This is a genomic window from Streptomyces malachitofuscus, from assembly GCF_055571035.1.
Genome location: NZ_JBVIGA010000015.1, coordinates 77,032 through 92,307, shown reverse-complemented (window position 1 = coordinate 92,307; position 15,276 = coordinate 77,032). Strand labels below are relative to the sequence as shown.

General features: G+C 73.3%; 19 protein-coding genes. 12 read left to right on the top strand and 7 right to left on the bottom strand.

Translation table 11 applies throughout. The features are described from left to right. The first annotated feature begins 12 nt into the window (after window positions 1–12). The gene (locus ACZ44S_RS22320) at window positions 13–591 is read left to right on the top strand and encodes a TetR/AcrR family transcriptional regulator (RefSeq protein WP_466931654.1); all 579 of its coding nucleotides are present in this window, start codon (window positions 13–15) and stop codon (window positions 589–591) included. A 511-nt stretch (window positions 592–1,102) separates the two neighbouring features. Here ACZ44S_RS22320 and ACZ44S_RS22315 read toward each other — a convergent pair. Further along, the gene (locus ACZ44S_RS22315) at window positions 1,103–2,008 is read right to left on the bottom strand and encodes a LysR family transcriptional regulator (protein ID WP_466931652.1); all 906 of its coding nucleotides are present in this window, start codon (window positions 2,006–2,008) and stop codon (window positions 1,103–1,105) included. A gap of 123 nt (window positions 2,009–2,131) precedes the next feature. Here ACZ44S_RS22315 and ACZ44S_RS22310 point away from each other — a divergent pair, with 123 nt between their 5' ends. Beyond that, window positions 2,132–2,368, top strand: a complete 237-nt coding sequence (locus tag ACZ44S_RS22310; RefSeq protein WP_466931650.1) for a hypothetical protein — start codon at window positions 2,132–2,134, stop codon at window positions 2,366–2,368. Window positions 2,369–2,447: 79 nt separating this feature from the next. After that, window positions 2,448–3,638 (top strand): CaiB/BaiF CoA transferase family protein, encoded by a 1,191-nt coding sequence (locus ACZ44S_RS22305; protein WP_466931648.1) that lies wholly within the window; start codon window positions 2,448–2,450, stop codon window positions 3,636–3,638. Window positions 3,639–3,731: 93 nt separating this feature from the next. Here ACZ44S_RS22305 and ACZ44S_RS22300 read toward each other — a convergent pair whose 3' ends face one another. Then, complete coding sequence (locus tag ACZ44S_RS22300) at window positions 3,732–4,379, bottom strand: phosphoribosyltransferase (protein WP_466931646.1); 648 nt, start codon at window positions 4,377–4,379, stop codon at window positions 3,732–3,734. Between the two features lie 124 nt (window positions 4,380–4,503). Here ACZ44S_RS22300 and ACZ44S_RS22295 point away from each other — a divergent pair, with 124 nt between their 5' ends. Both ACZ44S_RS22295 and ACZ44S_RS22290 read left to right on the top strand, forming a co-directional pair. Continuing rightward, complete coding sequence (locus ACZ44S_RS22295) at window positions 4,504–4,959, top strand: archease (RefSeq protein ID WP_466931644.1); 456 nt, start codon at window positions 4,504–4,506, stop codon at window positions 4,957–4,959. 87 nt (window positions 4,960–5,046) lie between these two features. Next, window positions 5,047–5,499 carry a YbhB/YbcL family Raf kinase inhibitor-like protein gene (locus ACZ44S_RS22290; protein ID WP_466931642.1) on the top strand — a complete coding sequence of 151 codons (453 nt, stop codon included), beginning with the start codon at window positions 5,047–5,049 and terminating at the stop codon, window positions 5,497–5,499. A gap of 11 nt (window positions 5,500–5,510) precedes the next feature. Here ACZ44S_RS22290 and ACZ44S_RS22285 read toward each other — a convergent pair whose 3' ends face one another. The 4 genes from ACZ44S_RS22285 to ACZ44S_RS22270 all read right to left on the bottom strand — a co-directional run bounded on the left by ACZ44S_RS22285 (window position 5,511) and on the right by ACZ44S_RS22270 (window position 8,113). After that, window positions 5,511–5,936, bottom strand: a complete 426-nt coding sequence (locus ACZ44S_RS22285) for a CBS domain-containing protein (protein ID WP_466931640.1) — start codon at window positions 5,934–5,936, stop codon at window positions 5,511–5,513. 101 nt (window positions 5,937–6,037) lie between these two features. Next, window positions 6,038–6,493, bottom strand: a complete 456-nt coding sequence (locus ACZ44S_RS22280) for a VOC family protein (RefSeq protein WP_466931638.1) — start codon at window positions 6,491–6,493, stop codon at window positions 6,038–6,040. Window positions 6,494–6,738: 245 nt separating this feature from the next. After that, window positions 6,739–7,539 (bottom strand): nucleotidyltransferase domain-containing protein, encoded by an 801-nt coding sequence (locus ACZ44S_RS22275; protein WP_466931636.1) that lies wholly within the window; start codon window positions 7,537–7,539, stop codon window positions 6,739–6,741. Between the two features lie 37 nt (window positions 7,540–7,576). After that, a complete protein-coding gene (locus tag ACZ44S_RS22270) occupies window positions 7,577–8,113 on the bottom strand; it encodes a cysteine hydrolase family protein (RefSeq protein WP_466931634.1) in 537 nt (178 codons plus the stop codon). Between the two features lie 166 nt (window positions 8,114–8,279). Between ACZ44S_RS22270 and ACZ44S_RS22265 the strand changes: the two genes are divergently transcribed. Genes ACZ44S_RS22265 through ACZ44S_RS22255 form a run of 3 tightly spaced genes read left to right on the top strand, consistent with a single transcriptional unit; the run spans window position 8,280 to window position 9,724 of the window. After that, on the top strand, window positions 8,280–8,747 hold the full coding sequence (locus ACZ44S_RS22265) for a discoidin domain-containing protein (RefSeq protein ID WP_466931632.1): 468 nt from the start codon (window positions 8,280–8,282) through the stop codon (window positions 8,745–8,747). Window positions 8,748–8,779: 32 nt separating this feature from the next. Next, window positions 8,780–9,196 carry a pyridoxamine 5'-phosphate oxidase family protein gene (locus ACZ44S_RS22260; RefSeq protein ID WP_466931630.1) on the top strand — a complete coding sequence of 139 codons (417 nt, stop codon included), beginning with the start codon at window positions 8,780–8,782 and terminating at the stop codon, window positions 9,194–9,196. A gap of 57 nt (window positions 9,197–9,253) precedes the next feature. After that, window positions 9,254–9,724, top strand: coding sequence for a type II toxin-antitoxin system PemK/MazF family toxin (locus ACZ44S_RS22255; RefSeq protein WP_466931628.1), 471 nt, complete (start codon window positions 9,254–9,256; stop codon window positions 9,722–9,724). On the opposite strand, the gene ACZ44S_RS22250 is transcribed toward ACZ44S_RS22255, so the two are convergent. Continuing rightward, entirely contained in the window at window positions 9,678–10,553 is an 876-nt protein-coding gene (locus ACZ44S_RS22250; RefSeq protein ID WP_466931893.1) for a TIGR02452 family protein, read from the bottom strand. The two genes, ACZ44S_RS22255 and ACZ44S_RS22250, sit on opposite strands and share 47 nt — an antisense overlap. A gap of 299 nt (window positions 10,554–10,852) precedes the next feature. Here ACZ44S_RS22250 and egtA point away from each other — a divergent pair, with 299 nt between their 5' ends. From egtA to egtD, 4 genes are read left to right on the top strand one after another with little or no spacing between them, the layout of a single operon-like run. Next, complete coding sequence (gene egtA, locus ACZ44S_RS22245) at window positions 10,853–12,175, top strand: ergothioneine biosynthesis glutamate--cysteine ligase EgtA (protein ID WP_466931626.1); 1,323 nt, start codon at window positions 10,853–10,855, stop codon at window positions 12,173–12,175. Beyond that, on the top strand, window positions 12,172–13,488 hold the full coding sequence (egtB, locus tag ACZ44S_RS22240; protein ID WP_466931624.1) for an ergothioneine biosynthesis protein EgtB: 1,317 nt from the start codon (window positions 12,172–12,174) through the stop codon (window positions 13,486–13,488). The genes egtA and egtB overlap by 4 nt, the downstream gene beginning before the upstream one ends. After that, a complete protein-coding gene (egtC, locus tag ACZ44S_RS22235; RefSeq protein WP_466931622.1) occupies window positions 13,488–14,291 on the top strand; it encodes an ergothioneine biosynthesis protein EgtC in 804 nt (267 codons plus the stop codon). The genes egtB and egtC overlap by 1 nt, the downstream gene beginning before the upstream one ends. Next, window positions 14,288–15,250, top strand: coding sequence for an L-histidine N(alpha)-methyltransferase (egtD, locus tag ACZ44S_RS22230; protein WP_466931620.1), 963 nt, complete (start codon window positions 14,288–14,290; stop codon window positions 15,248–15,250). The genes egtC and egtD overlap by 4 nt, the downstream gene beginning before the upstream one ends. Window positions 15,251–15,276: the final 26 nt, after the last annotated feature.

The window sequence follows — 15,276 nt, the reverse complement described above, 5'->3', positions numbered from 1 at the left end:
TGAGGAGGACGCATGGGGCACGAGAAGGACGCACCTCTGCGCGCGGACGCGCAGCGCAACCGGGAGCGGATCCTGGAAGTGGCCGTGGCCGAGCTCACGCGCTCGGCGGACACCCCGCTGAGCGTGATCGCCAAGAAGGCGTGCGTCGGGCAGGGCACCTTCTACCGGAACTTCCCCAGCCGTGAGGCACTGGTCCTGGAGATCTACCGCTACGAGATGCGGCAGGTCGCGGACAGTGCGGCGGAGTTGCTGCAGAACCGGGACCCGGACCGTGCCCTGCGCGAGTGGATGGACCGGCTGGCCCGGTTCGCCATGACCAAGGCCGGACTGGCCGACGCCATCCGGCAGGCGACCAGCGGGCCGGGAAGCCCCGAGAAGCCGGCCCACAGTCCGGTGACCGAGGCGGCCGAGCATCTGCTGCGCCGCTGCGAGGAGGCGGGCGCCATCCGCCCGGGAGTGACCGCGGACGACCTCATTCTCGCCATGGGCGGCCTGTGGCAGCTCGACCCCGCCGGTGACTGGCAGCCGCGCGCCGCCCGGCTGCTGGACCTCATCATGGACGGCCTGCGCGTGGGGGCACCGGGCCGGTAGGACCACCCGGGCAGCCCGGGTCACGCACAGGCGTCCGGACACCCGGTCGGGTCACGCCGACGCGCGGCCGATCCCGCGCGCGGGTCGTCGTCGGCGGGACCGCCGACACCCCAACAGCCGCGACACGCCACGGACAACAGCACCCCGGGCACCTGGACCCGCACCGTCCGTCCCACCGCATGGACACCCCACGACCCAACCCCCACCGCCGGCCCCCCACCAGGCCGAACCCACACCGCCCCTCCCACCGCATGGACACCCCACAACCCAACCCCCACCGCCGGGCCGAACCCGCATCGCCCCTCCCACCGCGCGGAAACCGCACGACCCAACCCGCACCGTCCGTCCGGCCCGTGGAGGCCGCGGGTGACGGCTGCGACGGCGCCCGAGCGGCCGGGGCCTGGACGCCGGGGACGGTGACCTTGGTGAGACTCCACCGTCGGCGTCGAGCGGGCACCGCGGACGCGGGTTCCGCGTGACGCCGACGGTGGATACCGCGTGGTGGCGGCGGTCAGGCGACCGCCGTGGGGGCCAGTGCCCGTAGTTCGCGCAGCGCCGCCGCCACCGCGGGACGGGCGTGGCCCCCGCCGCGGGTGCAGGTCAGCAGCTTGCGGTGCGGGTTGCCCGCACAGCGCACGCGGGAGATCGGCAGATGCGGCGTCAGATGGGCGAGGCGCGGGATCAGGGCGACGCCGAGTCCGTGGGCGACGAGATGGGCGGTGACGTTCCAGTCCAGGGCGTGGTGGACGACGTCCGGGGAAAAGCCGGCCGCACCGCACGCGGCCATCACATGCGGCCGGCAGGGGCTCTCCGGCACCGGAGCGATCCACGGCTCGCGCGCCGCCTCGGCGAGGTCGGCCCGCTCCGCACCGGCCAGCGCATGCCCGTCCGGGACCACCAGGTCGAACGGGTCGTCCAGCAGCGGCTGCTGGTCGAACCGGGCGTCACTCAGCGGCGGGTTGTGCGGCGTGGACTCCACCACGGCCAGATCGGCGGCTCCCTCGAACAGCAGGTCGAAGCTCTGCGGCACCCCCGCCTCCGCGATCCGCACCGACAGCCTCGGATGGCGCGCACGCAACCGGGCGGCCATCGGCGCCAGCAGCACCGAGATCGCCACCGGGAACCCGGTGACGCGCAGCAGCCCGGCCGGGGCGTCGTGATCGGCCCGCAGATCCAGTTCCGCCTGCTCCCAGCGCGCCTGGATGGCGTCGGCGTGCGCCAGCAGACTCTCGGCGGCGGGGGTCAGCCGCACCCCTCGCCCCTGCGGCTCCAGCAGCGTGACATCCAGGTCACGGGCGAGCTGGCGGATCTGCTGGGAGGCGGCGGACGGGGTGAAGTGCAGGGCGCGGGCCGCCGCGGTGACCGTGCCGTAGTGGGCGACCGCCCGCAGGACGTGCAGCCTGCGCAGATCAATCATGAAGGAAACGCTTCACGGTTGCGTCCATAAAGTCAACCTGGACGTGTACGGACGTGACGGCGCACCCTTGCTGTGTCGCGACAACTGACATGCACCGAGGCAATTGAGCAACGAGGAGTCACCATGACCAGCACGACCGGCGCCGCGGGGACGACCGGCACCTTCTGCCCGTACTGCGGGTGGCCGGACGACGCCGAGCCGTTCCAGGTGGTCTCCCGGCACGGCACCGCGACGGGCAGCACGGTCTGGACCCGCTGCGGCTGCGGGTCGCTCCAGGTCCGCTCCGTCGACGGGAGCGGCGCCCGCATCGTCTCCCGCAGCCGCCCCGCCGACGCTCCGTGGAGCCGGGCCGGCCAGTGAGCGGACGGGGCGGCCGTTGACAGACCGTCCGCCCCGGCGGTACTGATCGAGACCGGTGCTCCGGGAGCAGGCAGGAGGCGTGGACGTGCGGAAACTCCCCTTGTCCGGGGTGACGGTGGTCAGCGTGGAGCAGGCGGTGGCCGCCCCCTACGCCACCCGGCAGCTGGCCGATCTCGGCGCACGCGTGATCAAGGTGGAGCGGCCGGGCGAGGGCGACTTCGCCCGGCGCTACGACACGACGGTGCACGGCCACTCCAGTTACTTCGTCTGGATCAACCGCTCCAAGGAGTCCCTCACCCTGGACCTCAAGGACTCGCGGGGCCGGGACATCCTCCACCGGCTCCTGCGGGACGCCGACGTGTTCGTGCAGAACCTCGCACCGGGCGCCGCCGACCGGCTCGGCCTCGGGACCGGTGAGCTCACCCGCCGCTACCCGAGGCTCATCCCCTGCACCATCTCCGGTTACGGCACGAGCGGGCCATGGGCCGACCGCAAGGCGTACGACCTGCTGATGCAGTGCCAGACGGGTCTGGTGTCCCTGACCGGGACGGCGCAGGAGAGCGCCCGTACCGGCATATCCGTCGCCGACATCGCCGCCGGGATGTACGCGTACAGCGGCGTGCTCACCGCCCTGTACACGCGGGCGACCACCGGCAAGGCCCACCCCGTGGAGGTGTCGTTGTTCGAGGCGCTGGCGGAGTGGATGGGCCAGCCCGCCTACTACACCCGCTACGGCGGCAGCCAGCCTCCGCGTCTGGGGACCCAGCACGCCACCATCGCCCCGTACGGGACCTACCGGGCCGCCGACGGCCGCGAGGTGCTGTTCTCCATCCAGAACGAACGCGAGTGGGCGACCCTGTGCGCGGAGTTCCTCGGCCGGCCGGAGCTCACCGACGATCCACGGTTCGCGACCGGTTCCGACCGCGTGGCGCACCGGGAGGAGCTGAACGTGATCATCGCGGAGCGTTTCGCCCGCGACGACGCCGAGGAACTGCTCAAGGACCTGGAGGCGATCGGCATCGCCTGCGCCGGTGTCAACGACGTCGCCGCCTTCCTCGACCACCCGGTGCTCGCCGCGCGCGACCGCTGGCGTGAGGTGGAGGTGCCGGGCGCGACGGTGTCGGCGCTGCTCCCGCCCGCCGACCTCGCAAGCCTGCCCGCGCGCATGGATCCGGTACCGGCCGTGGGCGAGCACACCGAGGCGATCCTGACCGAACTCGGCCACGACCCGCAGGAAATCGAGGCCCTGCGCGCGGACTCCGTCATATGAACCGCCGCCGGGCGGCCCAGGTGTGCTCTCCCGGGACGTTGGTGACACGCGTGCCACCGTCAGTTCCCTGCGACATGATCCGAAGCACAGACCCTAGGCCTGCCGCTGGCGCAGGGCTTCCAGGACGTCCTCGTCCGTCAGCTGGTCGAACTCCTCGTACCACTGGCCCACGGCCATGAACGCGGCGGGCTCGTGCAGGCACACCACCTCGTCGGCCTCGGCGCGCATCAACGCCACGCCCTCGGGCGCGCCGACGGGTACGGCCAGCAGGAGCCGGCCGGGGCCCTGCGCGCGCAGGGCGCGCAGGGCGGCGCGGGCGGTGGAGCCGGTCGCCAGTCCGTCGTCGACGACGATCACGGACCGTCCGCGCAGCTCCGGAGCGGGGTGGCCCCGGCGGTAGAGCTCTTCGCGGCGGCGCAGTTCGGCACGCTCGCGCTCGACGACGGGCGCGAGGTCGGACTCGCTCAGGCCCAGCCGGCGCAGGGTGTCCTCGTCGAACACCGGCACCCCGTCACCGGCCATCGCGCCGACGCCGAACTCCTCGTGGAAGGGGGCGCCGACCTTCCGTACGACGAGGACGTCGAGGGGAGCGTCCAAGGCGTGGGCGACCTCGGCGGCCACGGCGACACCGCCGCGGGGCAGGGCCAGCACGACCGGGTCCGGCAGCCCTCCCTCGTCCTGCCTCTGCCGCAGTCGGGCGGCCAGTTCGCGGCCGGCCTCCCGGCGATCACGGAACCGCATGGCGGATGCCTCCCTCCGCGCGGACGGCACCTGAAGCACCTGGTCCGCACCCGCGTACCCGCTCCCCAGCACCCGAAGCACCGCCGACCGGCATGGGTCCGCGAGCGTCGGGCAGTCGAGGGTCATGGTCGGTGACACGGGCGACTACGGGCAGGCGCGGCGACCGGACGAGAGCGGGCACCGGGCGGTGGCGCAGCAGGACGAGGTCCGCATCGAGGCGTGGGCGGCGAGCCGGGAGCACTGTCTCGCGGAGGCGGTGTCGGCGATGGTGGAGTGCTTCGCCGACGTCTCCGGGGTACGGCCGACCGGTGTGGGCCGCATCCGTCTCGACGAGGCCAGCGACGACGATCTGCTGGCCGCGCTGCTGGACGAGGTCCTGTACCGGCTGGATGTGTACGGCCAGGTCCCGGTGGACGTGGAGGCGGACGAGGCGGAGGGCGGCCTCGATGTGCGCCTGGCGGTCGCCGGCCTGTCGGACGTGCGCCTCACCGGAACCGCCCCGACGGCCGTGACCTGGGAGGATCTCCATGTCGCCCCGGGCCCGTGCGGGTGGTCGTGCGCGGTCACCGTGGACGCCTGACCCTCCCCGGCTCGGTCGGCCCCTCCGGCGTCCGGGTGACGGACGTCCCGCTGCATGTCCGAAAAGCGTCAGGGGTACCCCGCCCGTATGACCGGCATCCACATCGGCAGTGACGCCTTCGACGACAACACGTTCATCGGCCGCCGGCACGCGTACGAGGGACCCAACCTCTCCCCTCCCCTCACGTGGCAGGGCGTACCGGACGACGCGGCGGAACTCGTCCTCCTCTGCGAGGACCCCGACGCCCCCTCGGGCACGTTCGTGCACTGGATCGTGGTCGGCATCGACCCCCACAGCGACGGAGTCGGCGCGGGCCAGAGCCCGCCGCGGGGCACCGAACTCGTCAACGGCTACGGCGACCGCGGCTGGGGCGGCCCGCACCCGCCCCCGGGCGACGACGCGCACCACTACCTGTTCCGGCTCTACGCCCTCGCCGAACCGTGCGTGCTCCCGGACGCGCCCCGTGCGCAGCAGGTGCACGAGGCGGTCGAGGAGCGGCAGCTGGCGAGCGGCACCCTGGTGGGCCTCTACCGGCGCTGACCGCACCGCGCTCAGTGGGTGGGCGCGGCCGTGCTGATGTCCGCGAGGGCGGAGTGCGGGTCCTCGACGGCGGCGAGATCACCGAGGCTGACCATGCCCACCGGACACCCCCCGTGTTCCACCACGGGGAGCCGGCGGACGGCGTGCCGCCGCATCAGCTCGACGGCGTGGTCGGTGGTGTCCTCGGGGTCGAGGGTCACCAGGGGCGGGCGCGTGCACACCGAACCGACCGTCGTGACCTCGGGATCGTGTCCTTCGGCGACGCCCCTCAGCACGATGTCGCGGTCGGTGAGCACACCGAACAGATCACAGTCGTACGCGACCAGGACGTCGCCTATGTCGTGCTCGCGCATCAGGCGCGCCGCCCGCGCCACCGTGGTCATGGGCTCGACGGACGCGGTGTCCCCGGACATCACGTCCCGTATCCGCTGGGTCATGGCACCTCCCGGCACGAGTGACCGGCCTGGACTTCCGTGTGCGCCGCGTAGCCCGCGTCGCGGCACGTAAACCGGCGCGGGCAAGGCTGCCCCCGCCGCGCTCACGTGCCGCGGGGCGGCCGTGCCGGTCGGACGGCTCCGGGGATCTCCTCGGTGACGCCGTTCAGCGGTGAGTCGGGGTCGGTGCCGTAGGGACGGGTGATGGCCTCGAGGCCGTGACCGGCCGGGTCGAGGAAGTACACGCCGCGCCCGCCGTCGTTGCGGTTGATGCTGCGGGGGTGCTTGCCGTGCGGGTCGGCCTGGAAGGGGACCCCGGCGTCCACCAGCCGGTTGAGAAGCGCGTCGAACTCGTCCTCGGAGACGAGGAACGCGTAGTGCTGTGCGGGGATGTCGATGTCGACGGTCGCGAAGTCCAGGGTGACGCCGTTGGCGGTCGTCACCGGGAGGAACATCCCGGCCGGCTCCCCGACCTCGAGACCCAGGATCCGGGCGAGGAAACGGGCGGACTTCTCCCGGTCGCGGGTGAGAACGATGGTGTGGTTGAACTCGACTGACACGTGCAATGCCTCCACGGGCATCCGCGGCGCCTCCATGCCTCACCCAGCCGGTGACCGGCACGCGATGCCGCGCGGAAGAGCCTAGACACGGCGGCGGACGCCTGTCGAGCGGCCGAGCGGCCGCGCAACGGCCCGGACAACCGGCCGCCCGGCCCGTTCCGCGCCGACGGCGCTGTGCGATCGCGAAGGCCCCGATCGCACGACCCTCGAAGGGCGCCTTACGGGCCGGGGCCGCCCGCGGCCCCTCAGAGCGGTGTGCCGTGGCCGCCCTCGGCCTCGACGGCCTCGTCCACCCGGCCCGCCACCCAGGCCAGGAACTCCCGCACCGCCGTACCCGGCAGCGCGAGCGCCGACTCCCTGGGGAGTTCGAAGCTGCGCAGCGCCTCCGTGAGCAGCGGGGCGAAGGCCGCCTCGGAGGCGGCGACGATCCCGGCCGCCCTGCGCTTGGCGAACCAGTGCCCCGTGCGGCAGTACACGACGGAGCGGCAGCCGTTGAGGACCCGGTTGTCGGCCGCGTGTCCCTCGCCTTCGGCGTGCTCGCGCACGGAGGCGCGGAGCGCGGTGAGGACGGCGGCCCGCCGGGGCGCGGCGATCGCATCGCGGACCGGCGTTCCGTACAGCGGGAGGCCCGCCTGGTGGGCGATGGAGCGGTCGAGGACGTACCAGAAGGCGGGGGACTCCCCGGCGTCGTGGCTGACCCGCTCCGGCAGGGACGGTCCGGTGTTGAGGTCCAAGAGGTACCCGGCCGCGTCGGAAGGGCCGGCGGCGAAACCGTGGGCATACACCACCAGTTCCAGTCCGGCGGCGGGGCAGTCCAGGGCGGGGTGGGCGAGCCTTTGGGCCAGTTCGGGCAGTGACCCGAGCGGAAGCGAGTCGTCCACCACCACCGTCACGTCCACGTCGCTGCGTCCGTGGCGGTAGTCGCCGAGGGCCAGGGACCCGACGGCCAGGACGCTCACCAGGTGCGGTCCGCAGACGGCCCGGGTGCGGTCGACCAGTTCGTCCAGGTAGGGGCGGAGCACGGGCGGAACGGGCGTACGGCTCATGGTGCCAGTGTCGGCCCTCGGACGCGCCCCGAGGGCGTCAGTTCCACAGTTCGTCGCTGTCGCACACCCGCGCCCCCATGTTGCGTTCCATCATCCGCAGCGCGGCGTCGGCGAGATCGGCGTGCATATGGGCGACCGCGTCTCGCGGGACGATCACGTCGAGGTGCCGGATGTGCGCGTCGAGCGAGGAGTACAGGACGCACTGCTCCGTCACCTGGCCGCACAGCACCAGCCGGTCGATGCCCTGCTGGGCGAGCAGATAGCCCAGCGGGGTCTCGAAGAAGATCGAGTGCCGGGCCTTGACGACGAACAGGGCGGAGTCGTCCGGCCGCAACGGCTCCACGAGGTGGGCGTGCGGTCCCGCCAGGGCCTTGTCGAGCAGCTCTCCGTGATGGGAGCGCCACTCGCCGAAGTTGTCGTTGACGTAGATGACCGGCACGTCCCGCCGCCGCGCCCGTTCCAGCAGGGCCGAGACGACCGGTACGACCGACTCGGCGGACGGCAGCAGCAGCTCGGCGTCCGGATGGTCGTACGTGTTGATCATGTCGATGACGATCAGTGCGGTCCTGCCCATGCCACCAGGGTTCCACCTGCAAAGGGAAGTCAGCCATCGCGGCTCGGCACTTGACAGAAGACTTCTCGCGTCACAGCCTTTGGCAACGTTGTCATACTGTTCGGCACCACGGGCGGGCGAGGCGGTTCCGGCTCGCGCCGCTGCTTTCTGATGGGACATCACGCTCATGAAGGAACCACGGACGGACGATCCGCAGTGGATCTCGGTCGACCTGGAGGCCGTCTGCGGGATCGACTGGATCCGCCTCGCCTTCGAGGGCGACGCGAGCGACCCGCTCTTCACACCGCCCGCCACGGGCCGGCCGTACAGCGGCACGACCGCCAAGCAGATCCGGTCCAGCTACCCGCTCGAGTTCGTCGTCGAGGCCAGCACCGACCACTCCGAGTGGACGAGCGTCTACCGCACCATCGCCGGAACCGGAGGGGTGGTGAACATCCAGCCGGCCCACCCGGTCAGGGGCCGCTGGGTGCGGATGACGTCCCTCCGCCGCTCCAGCCCCCACCCCCTGGGTCTGAGCGGCTTCGAGGTGTACGGCACCGCCGGGGACGGCCGTCCGGCCGGCGCCTTCCTCGGGGCGCCCGCCGACCGGGGCGGGCTTGCCGTCCCGGCGACTATCAGGGCCGTCCGGCCCTAGCATCGCCAGGTGCGGTCGCCGACCATGGACGAATGATCCACAGCGATGGCTTCCGCGCGCTCGACCGGCAGGAGTGCCTGCGCCTGCTGGCCAAGGCGCCGGTCGGTCGCGTCGTCTACACCCGGCAGGCGCTGCCCGCGGTCCTGCCCGTCAACTTCTCCCTGGACACCGACTCCGCCGTGGTGCTGCGCACCTCCGCCGCCTCCGATCTGGTGCGGGCGATCGACGGTGTGGTGGTCGCGTTCGAGGCCGACGACTTCCACGCCGAGCGCCGGGCCGGCTGGAGCGTGGTCGTCACGGGCCGCGCGGCCGTGGTCACGGACCCGGCGGAGCACGAGCGTCTGCTGCGGACCGGACCCCGGTCCTGGATGCCGATGCACGACGGCGTGTTCGTCCGGATCGACGCCGAGATGGTGACGGGCCGCGAACTCACGGGCGTGCCCGGCTGAACCGCCACTCGCGAGGGCTCCGGCCGGCGTGTCACGGGTGTGCCGTACGGTACGCCTGTGACCGCCTACAGCCCTGAGAACGCCCCGGGCCGCCACGGCCCCACCGCCACCGTCGAGGCCACGCCCGGTGAGGTGGGCCGGGTGCGCACCGAGTACTCGCCCGCGCACGACGGCGACCCCGATCCCGGGGAGATCGTCTGGACCTGGGTTCCCTACGAGGAGAACGACGGCCGGGGCAAGGACCGTCCGGTGCTGGTCGTCGCCCGGGAGCCGGGCGGGACGTTCCTCGCGGTGCAACTGTCCAGCAAGCGGCCCTCCGCCGGGCCGGCGGGCGGGGGAAGAGAGGCCCGGGAGTGGGTGCCGATCGGCAGCGGGCCGTGGGACCGGGCGGGCCGCGACTCATGGGTGGACGTGGCCCGGGTACTGCGGCTGCACGAGGAGGGCATGCGCCGGGAGGCGTGCGCCCTGGACCGGATGCGGTTCAACCTCGTACGTCAGCGGCTGCGGGAGCGCTACGGCTGGAGCTGATCGCCGCCGGCCCGGACACCAGGTCCGCGAACCCCCGCTCGAAGGCGGCGCGGACCGCGCGGTCACGGGTGCGGTCCAGGATGCCGAAGACGACGTGCGCGAAGGCCCCCGCGAAACGCCCGCCCGGCTCCAGAAGGGCGCGGAACGCCGCTGCCACATGAGCCGGGTCGTTGCGGAACACCCCGCAGCCCCAGGCGCCCAGCACCAGCCGCCGGTAGCCGTGGGCGGCCGCGGTCTCCAGCACCCGCTCGGCCCGTATCCGCAGGGCCCCCGGCACCTGCGGCGCGCGTTCCGGCGCCGACCGGAGGATCACGCCGGCGTTGGGCGCGGGCGAGGTGAGGAAACCGGCCGTGAACGGCTCGTCCAGGAGGCCGCCGCGGTCGTCGCGGAAGACGGGCACCGCCGGTGAGTGGATCACCCGGTCCGAGTAGAACGGGTCGCGGTGGGTGCGGTGGTGGTCGTAGTAACCGGGGGCACGCAGCAGGCAGGTGTGCAGCGCGGAGGAGCGGCACAGGGCCTCCTCCTGGGCCTGCGCGCCGTTGAGGTAGCCGCCGCCGGGATTGCGGGCGGAGGCGAAGTTCAGGACGGCCACGGGGCCCTCCAGTCGCCGGGCGGCCCGAAGGCTGCTCTCCCCGGTGACCTCGAACCGGGTCCCCACCGGACGGAAGGCCGGAACCGGGACCGGATCCGGCCCGAACACCCGTGTTCCGTCGGCCGCGGCCCCGACCGCCGCCGCGACGGACACCTCGTGCCCGGCGGGCGCCCGGTAGACCCCGGACGCGACGATGCGCTCGGTCTCGCGGGCGATCCCCCGCAGACGCGCGCTCACGGCGCCACCCCCGTAGCCGCCGTGACCGCGCACCGCGCGTTCCCCCTCGTCGTGCTCATGCACGCATCGTGGGTGATGCTGGTGATGCGGCGCAACGGAGTTTCCGCCCCCTCGGCGGGCCCGGGCGACAGGCGGGAAACCCCCGGCGACAGGCTCGAGAAAGGATGACCGAACCGGGACGCCCCGCCAGGCACCCTTGTGCCGGGCGGCACGAAGGTTTTGGGTGGACGAGTTGCTGTCGGCCGGGAGCGTGGAACCTCCGGGCCGGCGACATGATGGAATCTCAGGAGGATCCCGACATGTCCGATTCGGCAGGTGGCTGTACGCAGCCGCACACCGCCGTCACAGAGACCGAGGTGGACGCCCTGGTGCGGGGCATCTGCTTCAAGACCGGACCGCCGCGCCGCCTCGGGGTCGAGGTGGAATGGCTCGTCCACGAGCTGCGGGACCCGCGGCTCCCCGTGTCACCCGAACGACTCGACGTGGCCTACACCGCTCTGCGGACCGTGCCCCTGAGGTCGGCGCTCACCATCGAGCCCGGCGGCCAGCTGGAACTGAGCTCGCCGCCCGCCGCCTCCCTGATGGAGTGCGTCGGTACCGTGTCCGCCGACCTCGACGCCGTCCGCGCGGTACTGCGCCGGGACGGACTGGCCCTCGTGGGCCTCGGCCACGACCCCTGGCACGCACCCCGCCGCTTCCTGCGGGAACCGCGCTACGACGCCATGGAAGCCTGCCTCGACCGCACCGGCCCGGCCGGCCGCGCCATGATGTGCACCTCCGCCTCCGTGCAGGTGTGCGTCGACGCCGGGTACGAGGAGCCCGGACCCCTCGGCCATGTGCGGCGCTGGTGGCTGGCGCACCAGCTGGGCGCGGTCCTGGTCGCCGTGTTCGCCAACTCCCCCGTCGCCGGCGGCCGGCCGACGGGCTGGCTGTCCACGCGCCAGCTGCGCTGGGCGCAGATCGGCACCGGCCGGGCGGGCGGCCCCCTGCTGGACGCCGACCCGCGCGGCACCTGGGCCCGGCATGTGCTGGACGCGCCCGTCATGTGCGTACGGAACGGGGACGGGCCGTGGGAGGTGCCTCAGGGGCTGACCTTCCGGGAGTGGACCAGGTCCGGGACGCCGCGGCCGCCCACCCGGGAGGACCTCGACTACCACGTGACCACGCTGTTCCCGCCGGTCAGACCGCGCGGCCATCTGGAGCTGCGCATGATCGACGCGCAGCCCGGCGACGACGGCTGGATCGTGCCGCTGGCCGTGACGGCGGCGCTGTTCGACGACCCCGAGGCCGCCGAGACCGCCTACCGTACGGTGAAGCCGCTGGCCGAGCGGACGCACGGCATGCCGGCACCGCACAATCCGCTCTGGCGGGACGCGGCCCGGGTCGGACCGGCCGATCCGGAGCTGAGGGACGTGGCCGCCGCCTGCTTCGAGGCGGCGCTGCGCGCACTCCCCCGGCTCGGCGCGAGTACCGAGGTCGTCGACGCCGTCGAGGAGTACCGGGACCGCTACGTCGCCCGCGGCCGCTGCCCGGCCGACGACACGCTCGACGAGCTGCGGACGACGGCCCGCGCCGCGCACCCCCGCACGACGACCACGCACGGGAAGGACACCCCCTCATGACCGACCCCGCCCTCGACGCCGAAGCCCTGCGCGAGCGCGCGGTCGCCTCGCTGATCACCGCACGGGACCGCACCACGCTGCTCACGAGCTGCGTGGAGGAGCCTGAACTGACCGCGCAGCACTCGCCGTTGATGTCGCCGCTGGTGTGGGACCTCGCCCATATCGGCAACCAGGAGGAGCAGTGGCTGTTGCGGGCCGTCGCCGGCCAGGAGGCGCTGCGGCCCGAGATAGACGGTCTGTACGACGCCTTCGAGCACCCGCGTGCGGAACGTCCGAGCCTGCCGCTGCTGCCGCCGGGCGAGGCCCGCAGGTACGCCGCCGACGTGCGCGGCCGGGCGCTGGACGTGCTGGAGGCCACCGCGTTCGACGGGACGCGGCTGACGGAGGCGGGCTTCGCCTTCGGAATGATCGCGCAGCACGAGCAGCAGCACGACGAGACCATGCTGATCACCCATCAGCTCCGCCGGGGTCCGCAGGCCCTGACCGCGCCCGACCCGGGGCCGGCCCCGCTGTTCACGGGCCCGTCCGAGGTGCTCGTGCCGGGCGGCCCGTTCACCATGGGCACCTCGGACGAGCCCTGGGCGCTGGACAACGAACGGCCCGCGCACCGGCGGGAGGTGGCACCGTTCCGCATCGACACCACTCCGGTGACGAACGCCGCGTACCAGGCGTTCATCGAGGACGGCGGCTACGACGAGCCCCGCTGGTGGACCGCCGAAGGATGGGCCCACGTGCGCCGCAACTCCCTGACCGCGCCGCTGTTCTGGCGCCGGGACGGCGGACAGTGGCTGCGGCGCCGGTTCGGCGTCACGGAGGTCGTGCCGCCCGACGAGCCGGTGCTGCACGTGTGCTGGTACGAGGCCGACGCCTACGCCCGCTGGGCCGGGCGCCGGCTGCCCACCGAGGCGGAGTGGGAGAAGGCGGCCCGCCACGACCCGGCCGGCGACCGGTCGATGCGCTACCCGTGGGGCGACGCCGACCCGGGTCCCGAGCACGCCAACCTCGGTCAGCGGCACCTGCGTCCGGCGCCTGCCGGGAGCTATCCCGCCGGGGAGTCGCCGCTGGGTGTGCGGCAGCTGATCGGTGACGTGTGGGAGTGGACGTCGAGCGACTTCGCCCCGTACCCCGGCTTCCGGGCGTTCCCGTACAAGGAGTACTCGGAGGTGTTCTTCGGGCCGCAGTACAAGGTGCTGCGCGGCGGTTCGTTCGCCGTGGACCCGGTGGCCTGCCGGGGCACCTTCCGCAACTGGGACCACCCGATCCGGCGGCAGATCTTCTCCGGGTTCCGCACCGCGCGCTCGGAGGCCGTCTGATGTGCCGTCATGTGGCCTACGTGGGGCCCGAGGAGGCGCTGGGTGAGCTGCTCGTGCGGCCGCCGCACGGCCTGTACCGGCAGTCCTGGGCTCCCCGGCGGCAGCGGTACGGCACGGTCAACGCGGACGGCTTCGGTGTGGGGTGGTACGCGCAGGGCGATCCGGTGCCGGCCCGGTACCGGCGGGCCGGGCCCGTCTGGGCGGATCTGTCGTTCGCGGATCTGGCCCGGGTCGTACGCACCCGGGCGCTGCTCGCCGCCGTACGGGACGCGACGCTGTCCGGTGCCGACGCCGAGGCGGCGGCGGCCCCGTTCGCGGCCGGGACCTGGCTGTTCAGCCACAACGGCGCGGTGCCGGGCTGGCCGGGCTCACTCGCGCCACTGGTCGCGTCCCTGTCCGCCGAGGACGTGCTGTCGCTGGAGGCCCGCAACGACTCCGCGTTCGTGTGGGCGCTGGTGCTGGCCCGGCTGCGGGCCGGCGACGACGAGGGCCAGGCACTCGCCGACACCGTCCTGGAGGTCGCCGAGGCGGCCCCGGAGGCCCGGCTCAACCTGCTGCTCACCAACGGTGACACCGTCACCGCGACCGCCTGGGGCGACACGCTGTGGTACCTCGCCCGGGCCGGCGGCGGCACCGTCGTGGCCTCCGAGCCCTACGACGACGATCCGCACTGGTGCGAGGTCCCCGACCGCACGCTGCTCGCCGCGAGCGGCACGAACGTCCTGCTGACCCCGCTCAAGGAGCCCGGCGACCGCCTGACGTCCGCCGACGCACCCGTACCTTCGAGGGAGCCCCTCACGTGAGTCCGTTCCGTCTCACCCGCACCCTGCCCGAGGACATCACCGACGCCGCCCTGCGCGCCGACGTCCAGGAGGGCCTGACGAGCAGCCCCAGGACGCTGCCGCCGAAGTGGTTCTACGACGCCCGCGGCAGCGAGCTCTTCGAGGAGATCACCGGCCTGCCCGAGTACTACCCGACCCGCGCCGAGCGCGAGATCCTGCGCGCCCGCGCCGGGGAGATGGCCGAGGCGTCCGGTGCCCGCACCCTGGTCGAACTGGGCTCGGGCTCCTCGGAGAAGACCCGGTATCTGATCGACGCGCTCACCGGCCTGCACACCTATGTCCCCGTCGACGTCAGCGAGAGCGCCCTGACGCAGGCCGGGCAGGCGCTGGCCGCGGAGCGGCCGGGGCTGGAGGTGCACGCGCTCATCGCCGACTTCACCGCCCGGCTGACACTGCCCGGGACCCCGGGCCCGCGGCTGGTGGCGTTCCTCGGCGGCACCATCGGCAATCTGCTGCCCGCCGAGCGTGCCGCCTTCCTCGCCTCCGTCCGCGCCCTGCTGGCCCCGGGCGACGCCCTGCTGCTGGGCACGGACCTGGTGAAGGACGAGCGGGTGCTGGTCCGGGCGTACGACGACGCGGCCGGGGTGACGGCCGCGTTCAACAGGAACGTCCTGCACGTCATCAACCGCGAACTGGGCGCCGACTTCGATCCGGACGCCTTCGCGCATGTCGCGCTGTGGGACGCCCGGAACGAATGGATCGAGATGCGGCTGCGCTCCCGTACCGCGCAGACGGTGAAGATCCCGGCCCTGGAACTCGCCGTGGACTTCGCTGCGGACGAGGAGCTGCGCACCGAGGTGTCCGCGAAGTTCCGGCAGGAAGGAGTGCGAGCGGAGCTGTCGGCCGCCGGGCTGGAGCTCACCCGGTGGTGGACGGACGAGGAGGGGCGGTTCGCCCTGTCCCTGAGCGTCGCCCGCTGATCCGGGCGTGCCGTCCGAACGACAGG

Bases quoted from the DNA above. Each gene is read 5' to 3' on its own strand.
- ACZ44S_RS22320 (WP_466931654.1), top strand. From the start codon at position 13: ATGGGGCACGAGAAGGACGCACCTCTGCGCGCGGACGCGCAGCGCAAC.
- ACZ44S_RS22315 (WP_466931652.1), bottom strand. From the start codon at position 2,008: ATGATTGATCTGCGCAGGCTGCACGTCCTGCGGGCGGTCGCCCACTAC.
- ACZ44S_RS22310 (WP_466931650.1), top strand. From the start codon at position 2,132: ATGACCAGCACGACCGGCGCCGCGGGGACGACCGGCACCTTCTGCCCG.
- ACZ44S_RS22300 (WP_466931646.1), bottom strand. From the start codon at position 4,379: ATGCGGTTCCGTGATCGCCGGGAGGCCGGCCGCGAACTGGCCGCCCGA.
- ACZ44S_RS22295 (WP_466931644.1), top strand. From the start codon at position 4,504: ATGGTCGGTGACACGGGCGACTACGGGCAGGCGCGGCGACCGGACGAG.
- ACZ44S_RS22290 (WP_466931642.1), top strand. From the start codon at position 5,047: ATGACCGGCATCCACATCGGCAGTGACGCCTTCGACGACAACACGTTC.
- ACZ44S_RS22285 (WP_466931640.1), bottom strand. From the start codon at position 5,936: ATGACCCAGCGGATACGGGACGTGATGTCCGGGGACACCGCGTCCGTC.
- ACZ44S_RS22275 (WP_466931636.1), bottom strand. From the start codon at position 7,539: ATGAGCCGTACGCCCGTTCCGCCCGTGCTCCGCCCCTACCTGGACGAA.
- ACZ44S_RS22270 (WP_466931634.1), bottom strand. From the start codon at position 8,113: ATGGGCAGGACCGCACTGATCGTCATCGACATGATCAACACGTACGAC.
- ACZ44S_RS22265 (WP_466931632.1), top strand. From the start codon at position 8,280: ATGAAGGAACCACGGACGGACGATCCGCAGTGGATCTCGGTCGACCTG.
- ACZ44S_RS22260 (WP_466931630.1), top strand. From the start codon at position 8,780: ATGATCCACAGCGATGGCTTCCGCGCGCTCGACCGGCAGGAGTGCCTG.
- egtA (WP_466931626.1), top strand. From the start codon at position 10,853: ATGTCCGATTCGGCAGGTGGCTGTACGCAGCCGCACACCGCCGTCACA.
- egtB (WP_466931624.1), top strand. From the start codon at position 12,172: ATGACCGACCCCGCCCTCGACGCCGAAGCCCTGCGCGAGCGCGCGGTC.
- egtC (WP_466931622.1), top strand. From the start codon at position 13,488: ATGTGCCGTCATGTGGCCTACGTGGGGCCCGAGGAGGCGCTGGGTGAG.